The sequence below is a fragment of the Lacrimispora indolis DSM 755 genome (genome assembly GCF_000526995.1).
Taxonomy (GTDB): Bacteria; Bacillota; Clostridia; order Lachnospirales; family Lachnospiraceae; genus Lacrimispora; species Lacrimispora indolis.
Map to the genome: position 1 here is coordinate 6,248,408 of NZ_AZUI01000001.1, position 17,786 is coordinate 6,266,193.

At 45.7% G+C, this 17,786-nt stretch carries 21 protein-coding genes and 2 tRNA genes; 4 read left to right on the plus strand and 19 right to left on the minus strand.

The features are described 5' to 3' along the window. Window positions 1–8: 8 nt before the first annotated feature. The 18 genes from K401_RS0130245 to K401_RS0130335 all read right to left on the minus strand — a co-directional run bounded on the left by K401_RS0130245 (window position 9) and on the right by K401_RS0130335 (window position 14,352). Window positions 9–419, minus strand: coding sequence for a hypothetical protein (locus K401_RS0130245; protein ID WP_024296468.1), 411 nt, complete (start codon window positions 417–419; stop codon window positions 9–11). Next, window positions 412–903, minus strand: coding sequence for a DUF4860 domain-containing protein (locus K401_RS0130250; protein WP_024296469.1), 492 nt, complete (start codon window positions 901–903; stop codon window positions 412–414). Before K401_RS0130250 ends, K401_RS0130245 begins: the two co-directional genes overlap by 8 nt. Window positions 904–918: 15 nt before the next feature. Beyond that, window positions 919–1,242, minus strand: coding sequence for a hypothetical protein (locus K401_RS0130255; RefSeq protein WP_156945330.1), 324 nt, complete (start codon window positions 1,240–1,242; stop codon window positions 919–921). A gap of 12 nt (window positions 1,243–1,254) precedes the next feature. Next, entirely contained in the window at window positions 1,255–2,307 is a 1,053-nt protein-coding gene (locus K401_RS0130260) for a type II secretion system F family protein (protein WP_024296471.1), read from the minus strand. Window positions 2,308–2,335: 28 nt separating this feature from the next. Further along, on the minus strand, window positions 2,336–3,319 hold the full coding sequence (locus K401_RS0130265; protein WP_024296472.1) for a transglutaminase-like domain-containing protein: 984 nt from the start codon (window positions 3,317–3,319) through the stop codon (window positions 2,336–2,338). Between the two features lie 19 nt (window positions 3,320–3,338). After that, window positions 3,339–4,079: a 23S rRNA (guanosine(2251)-2'-O)-methyltransferase RlmB gene (gene rlmB / locus K401_RS0130270; RefSeq protein WP_024296473.1), complete on the minus strand. Its 741-nt coding sequence runs from the start codon at window positions 4,077–4,079 to the stop codon at window positions 3,339–3,341. Beyond that, a complete protein-coding gene (locus K401_RS0130275) occupies window positions 4,076–4,534 on the minus strand; it encodes a Mini-ribonuclease 3 (protein ID WP_024296474.1) in 459 nt (152 codons plus the stop codon). The genes rlmB and K401_RS0130275 overlap by 4 nt, the downstream gene beginning before the upstream one ends. Then, on the minus strand, window positions 4,519–5,922 hold the full coding sequence (gene cysS, locus K401_RS0130280; RefSeq protein WP_024296475.1) for a cysteine--tRNA ligase: 1,404 nt from the start codon (window positions 5,920–5,922) through the stop codon (window positions 4,519–4,521). The genes K401_RS0130275 and cysS overlap by 16 nt, the downstream gene beginning before the upstream one ends. Window positions 5,923–6,023: 101 nt before the next feature. Next, window positions 6,024–6,566 carry a 2-C-methyl-D-erythritol 2,4-cyclodiphosphate synthase gene (ispF, locus tag K401_RS0130285; RefSeq protein ID WP_024296476.1) on the minus strand — a complete coding sequence of 181 codons (543 nt, stop codon included), beginning with the start codon at window positions 6,564–6,566 and terminating at the stop codon, window positions 6,024–6,026. A 136-nt stretch (window positions 6,567–6,702) separates the two neighbouring features. Continuing rightward, window positions 6,703–7,629 (minus strand): diacylglycerol/lipid kinase family protein, encoded by a 927-nt coding sequence (locus tag K401_RS0130290; protein WP_024296477.1) that lies wholly within the window; start codon window positions 7,627–7,629, stop codon window positions 6,703–6,705. A gap of 181 nt (window positions 7,630–7,810) precedes the next feature. Continuing rightward, complete coding sequence (locus tag K401_RS0130295; RefSeq protein WP_330363192.1) at window positions 7,811–8,446, minus strand: GntR family transcriptional regulator; 636 nt, start codon at window positions 8,444–8,446, stop codon at window positions 7,811–7,813. Window positions 8,447–8,471: 25 nt separating this feature from the next. After that, a complete protein-coding gene (locus K401_RS0130300) occupies window positions 8,472–9,311 on the minus strand; it encodes a carbohydrate ABC transporter permease (RefSeq protein ID WP_024296479.1) in 840 nt (279 codons plus the stop codon). Between the two features lie 11 nt (window positions 9,312–9,322). Beyond that, window positions 9,323–10,192, minus strand: a complete 870-nt coding sequence (locus tag K401_RS0130305) for a carbohydrate ABC transporter permease (protein ID WP_024296480.1) — start codon at window positions 10,190–10,192, stop codon at window positions 9,323–9,325. 154 nt (window positions 10,193–10,346) lie between these two features. Beyond that, entirely contained in the window at window positions 10,347–11,765 is a 1,419-nt protein-coding gene (locus tag K401_RS0130310) for an ABC transporter substrate-binding protein (RefSeq protein ID WP_024296481.1), read from the minus strand. A gap of 14 nt (window positions 11,766–11,779) precedes the next feature. Next, complete coding sequence (locus tag K401_RS0130315) at window positions 11,780–12,739, minus strand: uroporphyrinogen decarboxylase family protein (protein WP_024296482.1); 960 nt, start codon at window positions 12,737–12,739, stop codon at window positions 11,780–11,782. A 305-nt stretch (window positions 12,740–13,044) separates the two neighbouring features. After that, a tRNA-Met gene (locus K401_RS0130325) sits at window positions 13,045–13,118 on the minus strand. Window positions 13,119–13,155: 37 nt separating this feature from the next. Continuing rightward, window positions 13,156–13,228 (minus strand) — tRNA-Val (locus tag K401_RS0130330). Between the two features lie 242 nt (window positions 13,229–13,470). After that, on the minus strand, window positions 13,471–14,352 hold the full coding sequence (locus K401_RS0130335; RefSeq protein ID WP_024296483.1) for a LysR family transcriptional regulator: 882 nt from the start codon (window positions 14,350–14,352) through the stop codon (window positions 13,471–13,473). Between the two features lie 130 nt (window positions 14,353–14,482). Between K401_RS0130335 and K401_RS0130340 the strand changes: the two genes are divergently transcribed. Beyond that, complete coding sequence (locus K401_RS0130340) at window positions 14,483–15,481, plus strand: YeiH family protein (RefSeq protein WP_024296484.1); 999 nt, start codon at window positions 14,483–14,485, stop codon at window positions 15,479–15,481. Window positions 15,482–15,531: 50 nt separating this feature from the next. On the opposite strand, the gene K401_RS0130345 is transcribed toward K401_RS0130340, so the two are convergent. Continuing rightward, the gene (locus tag K401_RS0130345) at window positions 15,532–16,455 is read right to left on the minus strand and encodes an NYN domain-containing protein (RefSeq protein WP_024296485.1); all 924 of its coding nucleotides are present in this window, start codon (window positions 16,453–16,455) and stop codon (window positions 15,532–15,534) included. Between the two features lie 193 nt (window positions 16,456–16,648). Between K401_RS0130345 and K401_RS0130350 the strand changes: the two genes are divergently transcribed. The 3 genes from K401_RS0130350 to K401_RS0130360 are packed head-to-tail and all read left to right on the plus strand — an operon-like array spanning window position 16,649 to window position 17,762. After that, the gene (locus tag K401_RS0130350; RefSeq protein WP_024296486.1) at window positions 16,649–16,846 is read left to right on the plus strand and encodes a spore coat associated protein CotJA; all 198 of its coding nucleotides are present in this window, start codon (window positions 16,649–16,651) and stop codon (window positions 16,844–16,846) included. Continuing rightward, window positions 16,846–17,142, plus strand: a complete 297-nt coding sequence (locus tag K401_RS0130355) for a spore coat protein CotJB (RefSeq protein WP_024296487.1) — start codon at window positions 16,846–16,848, stop codon at window positions 17,140–17,142. The genes K401_RS0130350 and K401_RS0130355 overlap by 1 nt, the downstream gene beginning before the upstream one ends. Further along, window positions 17,142–17,762: a manganese catalase family protein gene (locus K401_RS0130360; RefSeq protein ID WP_024296488.1), complete on the plus strand. Its 621-nt coding sequence runs from the start codon at window positions 17,142–17,144 to the stop codon at window positions 17,760–17,762. The genes K401_RS0130355 and K401_RS0130360 overlap by 1 nt, the downstream gene beginning before the upstream one ends. Window positions 17,763–17,786 lie beyond the last annotated feature (24 nt).

Here is a 17,786-nt window from a genome sequence, read left to right on the forward strand (position 1 = left end):
CACCTCCGTCAATGTTGGGTTTCATGTCTCTTCACCGTAAGAGAATAGACCCTTTTCCCATTTCTGCTTACAATTACTTCCGCCTGCTCCGGCCCGGCAATTTCTGCGCTTACACCAAAGGCAGCTTTTTCTATTTCACAGGGATTGCCGGCCCGGTCAAATCCCATGGTATAGGAATCAGGGTCAGCCTTAAGCCTATGAGCCTGAAACTTCTTTTCAAGTCCCTCTGTGCCCTCCCCTTTCCAGACCTCTGCCACGCTTTGGGCGATGAGCACGCCCTGATTTAAATCCGCAGCCGCCCGGCTCATGAAATCCGCTTTTACAAATGTTTTTATACAGATGCCCGCACAAAGGATAAAGAAAAAAACAACGGCAATCATCTCCATCATAAAAACGCCTGAAGGATGTTTTCTATTCATCTTCCGCCCCTCCGCTTCTTAAGGAAAGCCAAAGGCTGCCTCCGCCCTCACCTTCCGTTATTATATGAAGGAGTCTGCCATCCATTTCCATGGAAACCGGACTGCATTCCAGAATTTCAATTCCATCCCCCACTCCCAGGCCGCTTTCTGCGTCTGTAAACAATTCCCACAGCCTGCCATCCAGGTAATAAATATGGGTCACATAAACCGAATCCTCAATCTTCTGTTCCAGCTTAAGGACAGGGACCCCAGCCATCTCTGTGAGAGAAACCCGGCCGGCCTCATCCCCCTGCCTTACCTTATTGGCTATGTAGCTTAAGGCAACGCCTTTTTGATAGTTATCCTCTGCCCTGGCATTGATATTCTCATAGACTTTGCCTCCGATGAGCACCGAAAATAAAGCGCAGAGCACAAATACAAGAAACAGCAATATGGTAAAGAGAGTATTTGCCATCTGGCCTCTCTGGTTTTCTTTTCCGTTCAAATGCCCACCTCCCGGTTATGGTTCCTGGGGATTGACTGTAATATCCGGCATAAAATTGGAAGCAAAGCCGCTGTAAAACACATCATACCGATTCCTGTCAATCTGTATTCCATAATTTTCTTCCAGATACTCCACATTGGGCGGATATCTTCCCTCAATGGCATAACACTGCACAGAAGCCCTTCGTATGGCATCCCGAAGGGTTTCCGCTCCCCTAGCATCGGCCTTATTAGAAAAAGTGAGCACTCCTGACACAAAAAGAACCAGCACGCCTGCAAAGGCTGCCAGGAAAAACAGCTGGCCAAGAGCCTCCCTTGGAGACCTTTTCCATTTCTTCATCCAGATGTCCTCCTATCCGATCGCCGATAAAACGCTGACAAGTGGAAGCATGACAGACAAAAGCACCATCCCCACTGCAACGGCCAGCACTGCCACCACCGTGGGCTCGAACCGGCTGACCATGTGTTCCATGGCAGCATCCGCCTCTTCCTCATAGCTTCTGGAGATTTCCTCCATAACCTGATCCAGGCGGCCGCTTCTGGTTCCTACCTTTATCATCTGTGCATAAAAGCCCTTAAACAGCCCTGTATTTTTCATGGCGGTATAATAGTCGGTTCCTGCCTCAAGCTCCCGGCCACAGCCACTGATCTTTTCTTCCACGGCCCGATTCTCCACCAGCTGTCCTGCCAGTTCCATGCCCTTTTCTAAATCAAGCCCGCTGTGAAGTGTCAGGGCCAGAACCGCAGTAAAGCGCCGGTTGGCTATTGCCAGGGCCATACGGCTCCTTCTTTTCAGCCACTGGATCAGCCGTTCCGTTATCAGGAACCTTTTCCCTTTTCTGCTAAGGAGCCACAAAAGGGCGGCCGTAAGAGCCAGAAGGACCGAAAGAGCCAGGGCAGCCGCGCAGAATGCACCTCCAAGTCTTGTTGCAGCAAGAGAAACCGGCGACATCTCTGCCCCCAGCTGCTGGTATACATCTTCAAATATAGGCATAACCTTGGTGAATAAAACAAGAAGGACTACCAAAAGCATAAAGATCATGATGACCGGGTAGGTAAGGGTATTCCTGATATTCTTCATAAGAGTATGTTCTTTTTCATAATATCCTGCCAGGGATTCCATGATCTGGTCCAGGGTCCCGGTTTCCTCCCCCAGCTTTGCCATATGGATCACATAGAAAGGATAAACGCCTGTATTTTCCAGCACTTTCGAGAAAGGAATGCCCAGCTCCGCCTCCTCCGCCATCTGTATAAGAAGCTTTTTCTCTTCCTCCCATACCGCATCCTCCGCCATAACAGACAATCCCTCGTCAAGAGGGATTGCAGCATGGAGAAGAATGGATATTTGAAGGCAGAAAGCGGAAAGTTCCCTTGAGGAATACGGCTTTTTCGCTTTCGTTTTCATCTGTTGTATCTCCTTTAAATGAAGTTCTTTAGTACGTATATTTTGCCTTATAATTGGAGCTGTTTGTGATATATTGCTGTATGGCCGGGTCACTGTTTCCGGAAGATGCAAATGTCGGGTCCATAAGCTTCCAGTCATATCCGTCAAAATAGATGATATTGTCTACCCAGCCCTGGCCGTCAATATAAACATTGACCCACGCATGGTAAAGGCTGCCCGTATAGCCCACCACCAGCTTTGTGGGGATATCCTGGGAACGAAGCATTGCTGTCATAACTGCCGCATAGTCAAAGCAGATCCCCTTTTTCTGAGCCAGCACCTGATCCACATTGGGCAGATAGCCGGACTGAACGGAGCTTGCCAGCGCCGTATCGTAAGTGAAATTCTTGATTACAAAATTATAAACGTTGGTCACAACCCCAATGTCATCGGTTGCAGAAGCCGCCAGCTCCTCTCCCATTTTCACCACCGCACTTCCCGCGGAAAAATTCACATACTGATTAGGGTAAAGAAATGGATCAAACTGATCTGCAAGGGTCACATTGATATCGCTGCTGGATTTTATGGCATATTGGGTCCCCTGTACCTGCTCCAGAACCCGGACCGTGTATTTTCCGTTTCCTTCCGTCAGAGGGAAGACCTCATAGGAGGATCTGGCATTTAAATCATAGGAATACGTCTCTCCTCCGCCTTTTATCACCTGAACCTTTATCTTGGAGGAATTTCCGCTGTACTGGACCATCACATAGCCATGGCTTGTATTGGAAGCATCGATGAGCACAGAGCCGTTCCCATAGGTGACCGTTCCCGGAGCCTGAGGGATTCTCACATTGCTCCCGGCCGGTTTTGAATAAAGAGGAACCGCATCGTCCTCAATGGTCACCACAGTCTTCCACTCAATGCTTTCATCTGTACTGTCCGCTGCAGCAATATTACTGCCTGACACAAAGCCGCTGAAAGAAAACAGTATTCCGGCGCAAACAGCCGCCATAAACGTACCATTCTTTTTCATAATCATCATCTCTCCTCATCTATTGTCCCAAACGTTGTCTAACAATCTCATACGCCAGCACACCTGCTGCTACAGAAGCATTCAAAGAATCGATATCCCCCTTCATAGGTATGGAAGCGACCATGTCACATGTTTCCCTGACCAGTTTTCCCACACCGCTGCCCTCACCGCCGATTACAAGGCCGATTGGCCCCTTTAAATCAAGGCGGTACATCATTTCCCCGCCCATATCGGCACAGACAAACCACATTCCTTTTTTCTTCAATTCTTCCATGGTAGCCGTTAAGTTGGTGACCTTGGCCACCGGCGTATAATTAAGCGCCCCTGCTGAGGTCTTTGCAACCGTTGCCGTAAGTCCCACTGCCCGGCGTTTTGGAATAATGACCCCATGTGCCCCGGCTAAATTGGCTGTACGGATGATCGCCCCCAGATTATGTGGATCCTCGATCCCGTCTAACAGGAAGAGGAAGGGGGGCTCCCCTTTTTCCTCTGCCGCCTTTAATAAATCTTCCACTTCCGCGTATTCATAGGCTGCCGCATGGGCAATGACCCCCTGATGATGTCCTTCCTCGGACATCTGGTCCAGGCGCTCCCTTTCCACGAAATTAATGATGGTATCCTTCTTTTTTGCTTCCCGGATAATGGACTGGATCGGGCCATCCTGAACTCCCTTTTGCACGTACAGCTTATCAATCGTCTTTCCGGAACGGAATGCTTCCAAAACCGCATTTCTTCCCTCTATCGTAAATTCCTCTATCATTCCAGTTCTCCTATTCGTTCAAGTCCCTTTCCCACCAGGGTGACCAGCCGGTCTAAATCGCCGTTTAAATACAGATAGCCGCACAAGGCTTCAAATCCGGTGGCAGTCCTGTAATCGGCAACGGTTGCATGCTTTGCAGTCGTCACCGCCTTGGCATTGCGCCCCCGCTTGTATGCTGTCACCTCTTCCGGAGTTAAATCCTCGTCTTCAAGAAGCCGGCGGATGATCTCTGCCTGGGCTCCTGCATTCACCAGCCTGGCACTCTTCTTATGCATATTATGCACCTGGGTGCTTCCATGGTTCATAACCTTTGTCCGCACGATCAATTCATATACCGCATCCCCGATATAAGCCAGTGCCAATGGAGAATAGGATTTTATATCCACTTCCTTCAGCTTCAGCGTATCCTTAAAAAAATCAGAAAACCCTGACAGTGATGTTATATTCTCTTCCATTTTACACCTTCCCTGGTGTCCTCCAAAACGATCCCCTTTTCTAAAAGCTTTCCGCGGATCTCATCAGCAAGGGCAAAGTTCTTGTCTTTTCTGGCCTGCTGCCTGTCTGCGATCATTGCTTCGATCTCATCATCCAGGATCTCTTCTTTTTTTTCCGTAATAATTCCAAGAACATCGCACAGCCGTTCAATGGTTTTCTTTAAGTAGACCACATATTCTTTGGAACTGTCTTCGTTTGTGGTGGAATTGCTTAATTTTACCAGCTCAAAAATGGCGGAAATAGCATCTGCTGTGTTGAAATCATCATCCATTGCTGTCTCATATTTGGAAACCAGCTCCTGTGCGGCCTTTTTATCCTCACCTTCAAGAAGCTTTTCTGTTTTTGCAGAGGCCTCCAGTCCTTTTAATTTATCCACAGCAGTCAGGATTCTATCCAGCCCGTTCTTTGATGCTTCCATTAAATCGGCGCTGAAATTAATGGGGCTTCTGTAATGTGCGCTGAGCATAAAGAAGCGAAGAACCTGTAAATCATACTTTTCGCTGATATCCCGTACAGTGAAAAAATTACCCAAAGATTTGGACATCTTTTTATTATCAATGTTCAGGAAGCCATTGTGCATCCAGTATTTCGCAAATTCCTTTCCATTGGCCGCCTCACTCTGGGCGATCTCGTTCTCATGATGGGGGAAGATTAAATCTTCTCCGCCTGCATGAATATCGATTTGATCCCCAAGATATTTCTTGGACATTACGGAGCATTCAATATGCCATCCCGGACGCCCTTCACACCATGGAGACTCCCAGTAAGGCTCTCCTTCTTTTTTAGGCTTCCAAAGGACGAAATCAGATGGATCCTCTTTTCCGTCTTCTCCGGTCACTTTAATTTCCCGGAAGCCGGACTGTAAATCTTCCAGATTCTTATGAGACAGCTTTCCATACTCCTCAAAGGTTTTGGTGCGGAAATAGACTGTTCCATCCTTTGCTTCATATGCATGGCCGGATGCAATGAGTTTTTCGATCATATCCAGCATACCGCAGATTTCTTCAGTTGCCAGGGGATTTCTGGTGGCCGGTTTGATATTCAGACTTTCCATATCCTTTTTGCATTCCGCAATATAACGCTTGGAAATGGTGTCAGCATCCACCCCCTCTTCAATGGCTTTTTTTATGATCTTATCATCTATATCGGTAAAGTTTGATACAAAGTTTACCTCATATCCCTTATATTCAAAATATCTCCGGACCGTATCAAATACGATGATGGGCCTTGCGTTTCCAATGTGTATGAGATTGTAAACCGTTGGTCCGCAAACATACATCTTAACCTTTCCGGGCTCTAAAGAAACGAATTCTTCCTTCTGTCTGGATAATGTATTATAAATTTTCATAGTTTCTCCCTTTCCTCTTTACTGCTATGCTTTCCGGGCAGAGTCCGGTCCGCTGTATCGGGTGTAATGGTATACCCGCAGGGTGTTTCATCAATTCCGCTTTATTTCCCGCAGCCTCTGCAGCAGCCTCCGCAGCCCTCTGCCATGATCTTGTCGTCATAACAGTAATCTTCCATGGAGGTCAGCAGGACGATGGCCTGGGAGGTTATGCCCTCTCCTTTTCCGGTAAAGCCAAGCCCTTCCTCTGTAGTAGCCTTTACATTGACCTTTCCATCAGGAAGCTTTAAGGCCTCGCCAATGTTTTTTACCATCTCAGGCCGGTATGTCAAAAGCTTTGGCTTTTGTGCAATGACAGTGGCATCGATATTTTCAATCACATATCCCTGCTCTTCCAAAAGTTCGCCTACACGCTTTAAAAGTTCAATGCTGGATACTCCTTTATATTGGGGATCCGTATCCGGGAAATGCTCTCCGATGTCTCCCAGAGCTGCCGCACCTAAAAGGGCATCCATGACTGCATGGACCAGCACATCTGCGTCAGAATGGCCCAAAAGTCCCTTTTCATAGGGAATCTTCACGCCGCCCAGAATCAAATCCCTTCCTTCCGCCAATTTATGCACATCATATCCCTGTCCAATCCTCATAATTCTTCCTTTCTACTTTATTGCCCACGCTTTTTGGGCATAGTGGTATACCCGCAGGGTGTTTCTACTTTATTGCCCATGCTTTTTGGGCATAGTGGTATACCCATAGGGTGTTTCTTCTATTTAATATCTGTTTCTATACAATCATACGCAGCTTTTTGCTGATGCACCGAAGCTGCACGTCGTTTTGGCAAAAGCAGCTTTCTCCATCTACGTGAACTGCCATGGGACGGTCCATATGGATCATAACTTCCTCACAGGAATAATACCTGATGCCCCTATTTAAAGATTTCCTTCCCATAAGTGAACGAAGAAGAATAGGAACCAGCTTTCCTTTTTTCCTGTTGCTCATAACGCAGACAGACAGCAGCCCGTCCTCAAAATTCGCATCCGGGGCAAACTTAAACCCGCCACCCTCATAAGGGTGAATGTGGACGGATATAAAATAAGCGTTGCTGAACTCAACCTTCTGAACCCCGTTCAGGAGAATATATCCCTTTGAGGGCTTGGCCAGAATAAGCTGCCTGACTCCCACCAGGAGATAGGCAAACTTCCCGAGACAAAGCTTATGGAACCATCCCTTTGACTTAGAGTAAAGGATGCTGTGGCAAACGGCCGCATCCATTCCGATCCCGGCGCTGACCATAAAACGGCGGTGGGATATTTCTCCATCCCCGTAGGACAAAACTCCGTAATCCATAAGTTTGTAATATTTCGGATGCAGTATTTTCTTCAAGCAGCGGACCGGGTTCTTAGGGAGCTTTAAGCTTCTTGCCAGATCATTACCGGATCCGGCAGGAATATACCCAAGAGTAATAGAACCGCAAAAGGAAAGCCCATCCAGGATTTCATTTACAGTTCCGTCTCCGCCTACTCCTATGATAACACTTGATTCCCTGCAGCCTTCTGTCAGCTCTTTGGCAAATCTTCTGGCATCTCCCGGCTTCTCCGTAAGAAAGGCCTGATACTCCGCATGGCAGGCTTTTAACATTCTTTCTATTTTTTTCCAAATGTTTCTTCCCCGCCCGCAGCGTGAGTTCGGGTTTACAATAAAATAGTACATGGAATCCCTCCACTTTTTGCTATTTGTTAGTATAACATAAAACAGAAGAAATGAATATAAAAATTATGGAAAAACCCATTTGCACTTATGCCCGGCAAAAAAGAGCGGCTCTGTCCTGACTGATATATCCAGTACGGACAGCGGCGCTCTTTCCTGTAACCTTGTATTTATACTGCTTTTCTTATAATATCTCATTCTTAAACGATTCCACATCATCAATCAAAATTGCCTTTGCCCGCTCCAAATCACCGGACTCAATGGCCTCTACCAGATGGACGTGGTTGCTTCCGTCGGAGACCTTGCTTTCATTCCATAGCTTTGTAAAATACTGATTGGATATCCTGGTACAGATATTCATGGCATCTGCCAGGGATTTCTGTATATAGCTGTTTCCGCAGTAGCTGCACAAGGTTCTGTGGAAAAGATTATTGGCTTCCCAGTGGATCTTTGAATCCCTGGTTTCGGTAATCCGTACCGCCTCTTCATTTTGACGCTTCAATTCGTCAATCTGTTCTTTGGTAAGGCGGAAAAAACACAACTCCAGAGCGCCCAGTTCAATCACTTTCCTGTATTCTATAATCTCCATAATCTGACTTGGAAGTATGGCAGTCAGCTGGTAGCCGAACCTAGGAATGTTATTAAGCACCTCTTCACTGCACAGCTGTACCAGGGCTTCTCTCACAGGAGTCTTGCTGACCCCGTATTTTTCTATGATCGTTCTTTCATTAATAATATCATTTGCCTGGTAGACGCCATCCAGAATATCTTTCATGATACCCTCATACACCTGGTTTTTTATAGATTGGCCCTGCATCATGTTTCCCCTTTTTCTTATCGTTAATTTAGCCTTTTACAGCCCCCGCCATCATTCCAGACTTCTGAAATGTCTGCAATATTAAATATAACACAATTATTGGAATAATTACAAGTGTTGTGCCTGAAAGAATTACCGACCAGGGCGTTGAAAGGCCCTCGCTGACAGGAAGCAGTGAAATGGTTACCATCAGAGTATATTTCGCCTGTTTTCTCAAGTACAGCAGAGGCCAGAAAAAGTCATTCCATCTGGCAATCAAGGTTACAGAAGCCCAGGAAGCCAGTGCCGGTTTAATGACCGGCAGAATAATTCTCCGGAAAATTTCAAAATCCTTGCATCCGTCTATTTTAGCCGCCTCGATCAGTTCGTCAGGAACATCGCTGATATACTGGTGCATATAGAAAATACCTACAGCCGTGGCGATACGGGGGATTACCAGAGACCACAGGCTGTTAATCAGATTCAGTTTCTTCATGATGATAAACAGCGGAACTGCTCCTACCTCCGGAGGCACCAGCATGGTTGCAATAACAAAATAAAACAGAAAATTTCTCCCCGGAAACTTGTATTTTGCAAATGCAAATCCTGCCAGAGCACAGAAAAATAAGGAAGTCACAGTCCCCATAACAGTGGTAAATACGCTGTTAAAGAAATTGGCTGCCACAGGTATCATGGAAAACAGCTTGTTAAAATTACTCAAAGTAGGTTCAGCAATCCAAATGGACTGGAACCCGCTGATGCTTTCTGAAGTTGGCTTAATGGAAATCAGGCACATCCATAAAATAGGAAGAATGCAGACCAGGGAAATGATTATCAATGCTCCATGAACCCCAAAGGATGCCAGATTTTTCTTACTCGTATATCCCATATACTCTCCTCCTATAATTCTCCCTGTCTTTTTTTCACTGTCATCTGTATCATTGACAGGACCGCCAGTATCATAATAAGAATCACGCCGATAGCGGATGCATAACCCATGTTGAAAATATTGAATCCAGATTCATACATGTACTGGAACAAGGATGTGTTGGACGTGCCCGGTCCGGGCAAAATGTAGGATTCATTAAAAAGCTTCCAGCTGTCCACGGTAAGGGTAATGGAGCAGAAAAACAGAATATTGCCCAGGGATGGCAGGGTGATATAAAAAAACTGCTTCCATTTATTGGCCCCATCTACAGTCGCCGCTTCGTAATAATCCCTGGATATGTTTAGCAGGCCGGAAAATACAATCATGGTAAACCAGGGAGTATTCCTCCACACATTCAGCATGATCACCGGAATCCTGGAATACTTAGTGCTGGTGAGCCAGGGAACCTTTTGAAAGCCAAGAGTGACTAAAAGCTCATTAAACAGGCCCACATTCTCATCAAAAAGCATACGGAAAATCAACCCCATGGCAATGGCCGCACAGATATTCGGAAGGAATGTAACTGTCTTGAAAAATGCCCTTCCTTTTAAAATATCTGAATTTAACAGACTTGCAATGAGCACAGAAAGCACCAGTATGAATATCAGGCCTGTAATCCAGTATACAACCGTATTCTTAAGAGCATCCCAGAACATGTTGTCAATCAGCAGCTTTTTATAGTTGCCAAACCCGCAAAACTCCGGCGTACCGATTCCCTTCCAGTTCGTGAAGCTGATGGCAAAGGTCCAGACGGCGGGGATCAGCTGGAATACAAGAAACAACAGAAAAAAAGGCAGTATGAACAGATAGGGAGCTTTATATTTATTCAATGTCTTAAGCATGTGATCTCTCCTCATATTTTACAACTAAGAAAAACGCATTTGGAGTTTTTTAGTTGATGCGGCATTCGCCCGATGTATATGCATGCATATTCGACCGGCTCATTGCCAAAAAACACAAGGGGAAGGCAGGTCCTTCCCCTCATAAAGTACCTTTCTACTTAACGATTTCTGCCTTGCCGATCTTTGCCTTTAAGTTCTTATCCATATTGGCAATGGCCTGATCCATGGTCTGGTTGCCTGCCACGTAATTCTCCAGCTCTGCTGAAATAATTCCATCTGCCTCTGCATCCTGAGGTGTGACAATCAGGTTGGTTGCGCCGTTTTCCAGACACTTGCCCTCTATCTCCCGGAAAGACATGCCGCCATAAAAGCTGGAAGGCTCTTTCCAGAAGTCATCCTGAAGCATTTCTATTGAAATAGGGTTGGCATATGGAGCATTCTGGGCTTCCATGGATTTTACCCATGTGTTTCTGGACTGGGTGTCAAAGGTAAAATCCTTCCACATCTGTTCCAAAAGTCCGGCATATACGTTATCACCCTTGTTTACAATACAGAAATAGGAGGATACGGGCGCACCTGCCTTGCCTACGCCTTCAAACACAGGGGAAGACATGACCCGCCACTGTCCTGAAGTCGTCTGGCAGTTCTTCCTCATAAACTCATCCCAGAAAGCACCGATGTAGAAGGTCGCCACTTTCTGTTCGTTGATTGCATCATATAATGCAGGCTCCATGATTTCAGATTTTAACAGGAGCCCTTCTGAATAGAGGGTGTCCAAAGTTCCCAAAGCCAGCTTTGTCCCTTCATCTTCTCCGATTACAATGCCGCCGTTATCATCCCAGATTCTTGCATTTGCCTGAGGCATAAGACCTCTTCTTCCCCAGTACCTCCAGGTCCTGCTGCCGGGGCTGATGTAGGACAAATACACCTCACCGTTGCTTTTTTCCTTTAACAGGCGGCCTGCCTCCACATAACCGTCAAAGGTCTCCATCATTGCCGGGTCCACACCGTACTTTTCAAAAATGTCTTTGTTATAGAATAACACATTGGGACGCACCGACTCCGGAAGTCCGTAAATCTTGCCGTTAACTGCAGCATCATTGGCGGCACCTTCCACCATCTTATCTAAGTAGGGCTGCAGGAACTCTGTCTCATCCTTTAATATTCCTGCCTTAGAAAGGTCCATGATGTTCACCGGATCTAAGTATGTAGCATCAGGAAGGTCGTCATCTGCGCCTGCCAGTGCAGTCATGGTGATTTTCTCACGGCTCTGTGCATGCCCCTCTGTCTGCACGATCTCAATCTTAACATCAGGAGCAATGTCTTTGTGGTCAGCCAGCCAGGCATCATAGTACTCCTTAAGATACTGGGGCTGGCCTGTGCCGTAGATGGTGATGGTACCTGCCGGATATACGGTTTTATCCCCGGCCGTACCTTCTTCCTTGTCTGCTGACTGAGTGCTGTTGCCTGCGGCTGCCGTCGTACTGTCTGTACCGGCGTTGTTTCCCCCACAGCCTGCGATCATGCCTGCTGTCATTACTGCCGCCAAAAAGCTTGATGCTGTTCTTTTCATCTTTTTTCCTCCTTTTATATCTCTCTTGCCGCTTCTGCTATTGCACGGATCCTGTCATAAGGAATCTCTGTAGGAAGTGTGCAGTCAGCGCCAAGAATGAATGATGTTTTTCCATTATCACGAATTACCTTTTTTGCTTCTGCCTTCAGCTCATTGATCGTCCCTTCTACCATAACACCGCTTCTGTTGGCAAGCCCGCCCATGACGGTTGTGCCCTGGAAAAGCCTCTTCCCTTCATCAAGACTGAAATCAGTCTCATAAATTCCCCAGTTTACCACATCAGCCAGGCTGTTAAAGGATTCGTACCTCTTCATGTTTAAATTATTTTTACACATATGAAGAAAGTTCATACCTCCGGCTTCTTTGGAAGCTTTTAATATCTCCTTGTCAAAGGGCTCTATCATTTCCGAAAATTCTTCGTCAGTGAAGTAATGCTTCTCTCCGCCTAATGCTGCGTAATAAATTCCATCCAGTCCAATCTCCTTATATTTTACTGCCAGCTGGCACATCCCATCTGCAATTCTCTTAAACGCTTCCAGAACAGGCTGTTTCTTCTCCCTGATATGGGTGCAGAATAATTCTCTTACGCCCTCATAGCCATAACGTCCCTCAATGGGGTGAATGGCTGATGCACAAATTCCGTGAAGTGTGCCAAGGGAAAATGCATCCGGATCTGCCTGATCCAGGATTCTCTTTGCCATTTCAATCTGGCTTTTCAAGAAACCATCATGTAAGGAATAAGTGGGTATTTTATTCCAGTCCTCAGGAGTCCTGATCTCCCCTGCATCCGGAACCAGGTTCTCATTCATGATCTTGATGATATCCGTATCTGTCTGACGGAAAAATTCAAGATGAGACTGAACTCCCTTCTCCCCTTTCGCCTCGCTTTCCGGAAAGTGCAGCGAAAACCCGGTGGGCACATAATCCACTTCTTTTCCCTGGATCGCTGCCAATACCCGTTCTCTCTTTGTCATAATCATATCTCCTTTGTTCTGCTGTTTATACCACTGATATTATCACTGTTATGATCAATTGTCAATATGATCTCCGTCACTTTTTACACTTTTCATCATATTTATTTTTAATTTTGTGCACTTTGCCTCTCCATACAGTTTCCCGGCCAAGGCTCAATGCATCTTTTTTAAAATGTTGTATCCCATACCACCAGCTTAATTGGAACAGTTTCATAAATTTTCTTTTGCCTCCATGGGGTGTCCCTGAGTTTCTACACGAATACACAAAAAAAAGACATCTGCTGTAAAACAGATGTCTCCAAAAGTAGCGGAAGGGAGATTCGAACTCTCGACACCACGGGTATGAACCGTGTGCTCTGGCCAACTGAGCTATTCCGCCATATTTAATTTTATGAATAAGCAAATTTGCTTATCAATGGGACCTACAGGGCTCGAACCTGTGACCCTCTGCTTGTAAGGCAGATGCTCTCCCAGCTGAGCTAAGATCCCAGTGCTTGTCTTGGTCAGGAGCTCTTTATTTTCTCTTGTTCCCGACTGCCTCATTAGTATAATATTAATTGTATTAATTGTCAACACTTTTTTGTCAATATTTTTCATTTTTTCCTGTTCCACTGTTTGGCCCTTATTTTCCAAGGGTTTCCGCCATTTTACTATGCAGGAGGGCAACGAGGATCTGCCGGTATATCCCTTTAACTCACAAACTCAAGGTGGAAAAATGTTTTATTTCTGCATTATTCTCCATGGAGAATATCAAACAGTTCCTGATAATAGGTTCCATATATACTTCCCTTTCTCCAGATAAATGTAAAGTCATGGGTCAGGTGAAAATCCTCCAGTTCTATTCTTTTCAAAACTCCCCTGTTTAATTCCTCCTTAACAGCTGCTTCATATAGAAATGCGATCCCCTGCCCTTTTGCCGCCATCTGCTTCATGGCCCCGATGTTGCTGATTTCCATTATATTTGAAAAATCCTGAAGCAATAAATTCTTACCTTCCAGATAGCGTTCAAAGACATACCTGGTCCCTGAGCCAGGCTCCCTGATCAAAAGTCTTTCCAAAAGCAGGTCCTCCAGTTTACTTACAGCCCGCTGAAAACTGTAATCCGGCCCGCAGACCGCTGCAAAGGGTTCCGAGGCAAAGACCAGAAAATCATATTCCTTTTTCTGGAAAAACCCCTCCACCAAGGCAAATTCGATCTCCCCGTCATTGAGCTTTGCAAACAGCTCCCTGGTATCCCCCACCACCATCCGGACCGCTGTCTCAGGATAAACACGAAGGAGACGTATCAGCGCCTGGGGCATCACATACTCCCCGATGGTCATGGTGGCTCCAAATACCAGACTCCTGCCTTTTCCTGACTGCTGTCCCATGATCTTCTTTAAATGCAGTTCATCTGCCTTCATGGTTGTGGCAGCAGATAAAAATGCTTTTCCGGCCTCCGTTAAGCCCACCTTTTTTCCATTGTATTCAAACAGCTTAACCCCGTACCTTTCCTCTAGGTAATGAATATGATGGGATACTGCAGGCTGAGTGATGTGAAGTTCACTGGCAGCCTTTGTAAAGTTCATGTACCGGCATACCGCAAGAAATGTATCCACCCGAAAATCCAGCATAACTTATTTTCTCCTTTTTGATTGCTTCATTAACCATAACATATTTTTATTGTTTCATAAATATAAATAATTTTATTTTATTATTCTTTTCCAATATAATAAATTCAAATCAACAAGGAGGATTTTACCCATGAAAAAATACGCCCCAGGCGTTCTTCTCTGCCTTTTTATATCCGCTCCCGCGTGGTTTTTAGGAAAAGCCTTCCCGGTCATCGGCGGCCCTGTGTTTGCTATTCTCATAGGCATGGCTATGGCCCCCTTTGTAAAAAGGAAGGATTTTTTCCGTCCCGGAGTGGCCTTTGCTTCTAAAAAAATTCTGCAGTATGCTGTGGTTCTCTTAGGCTTTTCCATGAATCTGTCCACGGTTCTTCAAAAGGGCAGGGAAGCCCTTCCCATTATCCTGGCAACCATCACCACCTCCCTGGTGACCGCATTCCTTCTTTCCCGCAGATTAAGGATTCCAGGCAAAAACGCCATTTTAATCGGCGTCGGCTCCTCCATCTGCGGAGGCTCCGCCATTGCCGCAACGGCTTCCGTCATTGATGCCGATGACAGTGAGATCGCCCAGTCCATTTCCGTCATCTTTTTATTCAACATTGCGGCAGCTCTTCTATTCCCTGCCCTTGGTACGGCTTTGGGCCTTTCCAATGAAGGCTTTGGCCTGTTTGCCGGAACTGCAATTAACGATACCTCATCTGTAACAGCTGCTGCTTCCGCCTGGGATGGCATGTACGGGAGCAACACCCTGGAAGCCGCCACCATAGTAAAACTGACCAGGACCCTTGCCATCATTCCTATTACCCTGTTTTTGGCATGTTACCGGGCCAAAAAGGAAAAAGAGATTTCGGAACCAGCCATAAGTATCCAAAAAGTACTTCCGTTTTTCGTACTCTTTTTTCTGCTGGCTTCCATCATCACGACAGTGTTTTCCCTGCCGGCCCAGGTCACAGATCCTTTAAAGAACTTAAGTAAGTTTTTCATTGTTCTGGCCATGGGAGGCATTGGGACCAATACCGATCTGGTCAAGCTGATCCGGTCAGGAAAAAGGCCTCTTTTATTAGGCTTTTCCTGCTGGTTTGGAATTTCTGCAGTAAGCCTGGTACTTCAGGCTGTTCTGGGAATATGGTAAACCAAAGGCGGCCGGGAAACGTAGATTTCGTATTCCCTGCCGCCAAATATTTACTCTTCTTTTTTTAAGTATACCGTCTTATTGTTATTTTTATTTTCCCTGACTTCCAGCTGTCCGATGCTGTGAACAAATTTTGAGAAGGTGGAATATCCGTAATCCTTTACTTTGAAATCAGCAAACTTCCGGTGCATGCCATTTCCCAGGGCAGCCAGCTCCATACCGTTCTTTCCGCCGCCCTTTACCAGCCAGATGGCATAATCATCCAGTTCCTGCTTTTTGGTACGGTTATCCTTCATCCGCACGGTCACCACATTATTGGACTTTTTAAGCTCAAAGCTGCCCATTTCCTCCAAAAATTTGGACAGGGAGCTGTAGCCGTAGTTTCTCACATCAAAATCAGAATATTTCTTCACAAGACGGTTGCCGATCTCTCCAAGCCCGGTTGCCTTATTCTTGTCCTCATTTTCCAGAATGATGGAAGTGATATCCTGTTCAATCACCTCTTTTCCTATTGCGCCTCCGCCTGTCCCCTCCTCATCCTGGTTAAGAAGAACCTCCAGATTAGTAAAAACCGTACAGGCCGCCCGGAAGGATTTGGGTGTCTTATCCTCTCCCATTCCGATAACTTCCTTTCCGGACTCCCGGAGCCTGCTGGCTAAGCGGGTGAAATCACTGTCGCTGGATACGATGCAGAATCCATCCACATTGTCCGTATAAAGCAAGTCCATGGCATCAATGATCAGGGCCGAATCGGTGGCATTCTTTCCTACAGTATTGGAAAATTGCTGGATTGGAGTGATTGAATTTTCAAGAAGCTCCATTTTCCATTTTCCCATCTGGGAGCTTGTCCAATCTCCGTAAATCCTTTTGTAAGTAATGACTCCATACCGGGTCATCTCATCCAGAATACATGTAATATACTTTGCGGAGATATTATCCGAATCAATCAATACTGCAAATTTCTTGTCGCTCAATACTCTGTTCTCCTGTCTTCATTTATTTTCATTATTCTGTCAATTCATTCCTGCCTTTCCATTATATTTCATTTTTCCATTTATTACAATATCATTGCAGTGGTTAAAATGGGAGAATTTTTGCAACGTATTTTGCTGTATTTCAACCATACTAAGGAAGAAAGCTCAATGAATGACTGAAAGGAGTGTTATTATGAATTCAAGTACTTCATGTGGATGTGACACATCAAATGGAAGTCCTGCTACACCTTCAAAAACGGTTCAACTGGCCATCGCCACCATTCCCATGCAGCCCTGGGAACAGCCTTATGATCCTCAGACGGCCTTAAAGCACGGAACCATTTTCCCAAGCCTTAATCTTCCTTTCTATGTAACAGGAGGTGATCAGTAATGGCGGATCAAAAAACTCTTTTAAAGCAGATCACGGAAGTTAGTTTCACTGTTAATGATTTGACTCTGTATCTGGATACCCATCCATTGGATGAAAATGCATTAACAGCCTTTAAGCAGGCAATGGATCAAAGAAAACAGCTCTTAAAAACCTATGCGGAAAACTTTGAACCACTCACCATCAACTGTGTCTGTCCTGATACAAACAACAAAACAGAAACCCAGACAAAATATGCGGGACAAAAGCATTTCACCTGGACAGACGGCCCGCTTCCCTGGGAAGGAGGTACTGTATAATGTGGAATTATGAAAAAAGACTGCAGTTCCCTGTAAACATCAAGGAGACCTGCCCGAAAACAGCTTCCCTGATCATCAGCCAGTTCGGCGGACCGGATGGAGAGATGGCAGCTTCCATGCGTTATCTTTCCCAAAGGTACTCCATGCCATGCAAAGAAGTAGGAGGTCTTTTAACTGATATTGGAACGGAAGAGCTTGGGCATCTGGAAATGATCTGCGCCATCATTTACCAGCTGACAAAGAATCTTTCTGTGGAGCAGGCAAAGACAGCAGGGTTTGATGCCTACTATATTGACCATACAACAGCCCTCTGGCCAATGGCAGCAGGCGGGGTTCCTTTTAATGCCTGTGAATTCCAGTCGAAAGGCGATGCCATTACCGATTTAGTCGAGGACCTGGCAGCAGAGCAAAAAGCGAGAACCGTCTATGACAACTTAATCCGTATCATACCAAATCCCGATATAAGGGAACCCTTAAAGTTTCTCCGGGAAAGGGAAGTGGTACACTTCCAGCGGTTTGGTGAAGCTCTCGAAAAGATCAAATCCAATTTGAATCCGAAAAACTTCTATTATTATAACCCGGAGTTTGACAAACAATTTGTTAAAACCCCCATGCAATAAACAAAAAAGGCTGGAACATATCCC

What these genes read in the sequence shown, in the direction of transcription:
- K401_RS0130245 (WP_024296468.1), bottom strand. Translation starts at nt 419, where the DNA reads ATGAATAGAAAACATCCTTCAGGCGTTTTTATGATGGAGATGATTGCC.
- K401_RS0130255 (WP_156945330.1), bottom strand. Translation starts at nt 1,242, where the DNA reads ATGAAGAAATGGAAAAGGTCTCCAAGGGAGGCTCTTGGCCAGCTGTTT.
- K401_RS0130260 (WP_024296471.1), bottom strand. Translation starts at nt 2,307, where the DNA reads ATGAAAACGAAAGCGAAAAAGCCGTATTCCTCAAGGGAACTTTCCGCT.
- K401_RS0130265 (WP_024296472.1), bottom strand. Translation starts at nt 3,319, where the DNA reads ATGAAAAAGAATGGTACGTTTATGGCGGCTGTTTGCGCCGGAATACTG.
- rlmB (WP_024296473.1), bottom strand. Translation starts at nt 4,079, where the DNA reads ATGATAGAGGAATTTACGATAGAGGGAAGAAATGCGGTTTTGGAAGCA.
- K401_RS0130275 (WP_024296474.1), bottom strand. Translation starts at nt 4,534, where the DNA reads ATGGAAGAGAATATAACATCACTGTCAGGGTTTTCTGATTTTTTTAAG.
- cysS (WP_024296475.1), bottom strand. Translation starts at nt 5,922, where the DNA reads ATGAAAATTTATAATACATTATCCAGACAGAAGGAAGAATTCGTTTCT.
- ispF (WP_024296476.1), bottom strand. Translation starts at nt 6,566, where the DNA reads ATGAGGATTGGACAGGGATATGATGTGCATAAATTGGCGGAAGGAAGG.
- K401_RS0130290 (WP_024296477.1), bottom strand. Translation starts at nt 7,629, where the DNA reads ATGTACTATTTTATTGTAAACCCGAACTCACGCTGCGGGCGGGGAAGA.
- K401_RS0130295 (WP_330363192.1), bottom strand. Translation starts at nt 8,446, where the DNA reads ATGATGCAGGGCCAATCTATAAAAAACCAGGTGTATGAGGGTATCATG.
- K401_RS0130300 (WP_024296479.1), bottom strand. Translation starts at nt 9,311, where the DNA reads ATGGGATATACGAGTAAGAAAAATCTGGCATCCTTTGGGGTTCATGGA.
- K401_RS0130305 (WP_024296480.1), bottom strand. Translation starts at nt 10,192, where the DNA reads ATGCTTAAGACATTGAATAAATATAAAGCTCCCTATCTGTTCATACTG.
- K401_RS0130310 (WP_024296481.1), bottom strand. Translation starts at nt 11,765, where the DNA reads ATGAAAAGAACAGCATCAAGCTTTTTGGCGGCAGTAATGACAGCAGGC.
- K401_RS0130315 (WP_024296482.1), bottom strand. Translation starts at nt 12,739, where the DNA reads ATGACAAAGAGAGAACGGGTATTGGCAGCGATCCAGGGAAAAGAAGTG.
- K401_RS0130335 (WP_024296483.1), bottom strand. Translation starts at nt 14,352, where the DNA reads ATGCTGGATTTTCGGGTGGATACATTTCTTGCGGTATGCCGGTACATG.
- K401_RS0130340 (WP_024296484.1), top strand. Translation starts at nt 14,483, where the DNA reads ATGAAAAAATACGCCCCAGGCGTTCTTCTCTGCCTTTTTATATCCGCT.
- K401_RS0130350 (WP_024296486.1), top strand. Translation starts at nt 16,649, where the DNA reads ATGAATTCAAGTACTTCATGTGGATGTGACACATCAAATGGAAGTCCT.
- K401_RS0130355 (WP_024296487.1), top strand. Translation starts at nt 16,846, where the DNA reads ATGGCGGATCAAAAAACTCTTTTAAAGCAGATCACGGAAGTTAGTTTC.
- K401_RS0130360 (WP_024296488.1), top strand. Translation starts at nt 17,142, where the DNA reads ATGTGGAATTATGAAAAAAGACTGCAGTTCCCTGTAAACATCAAGGAG.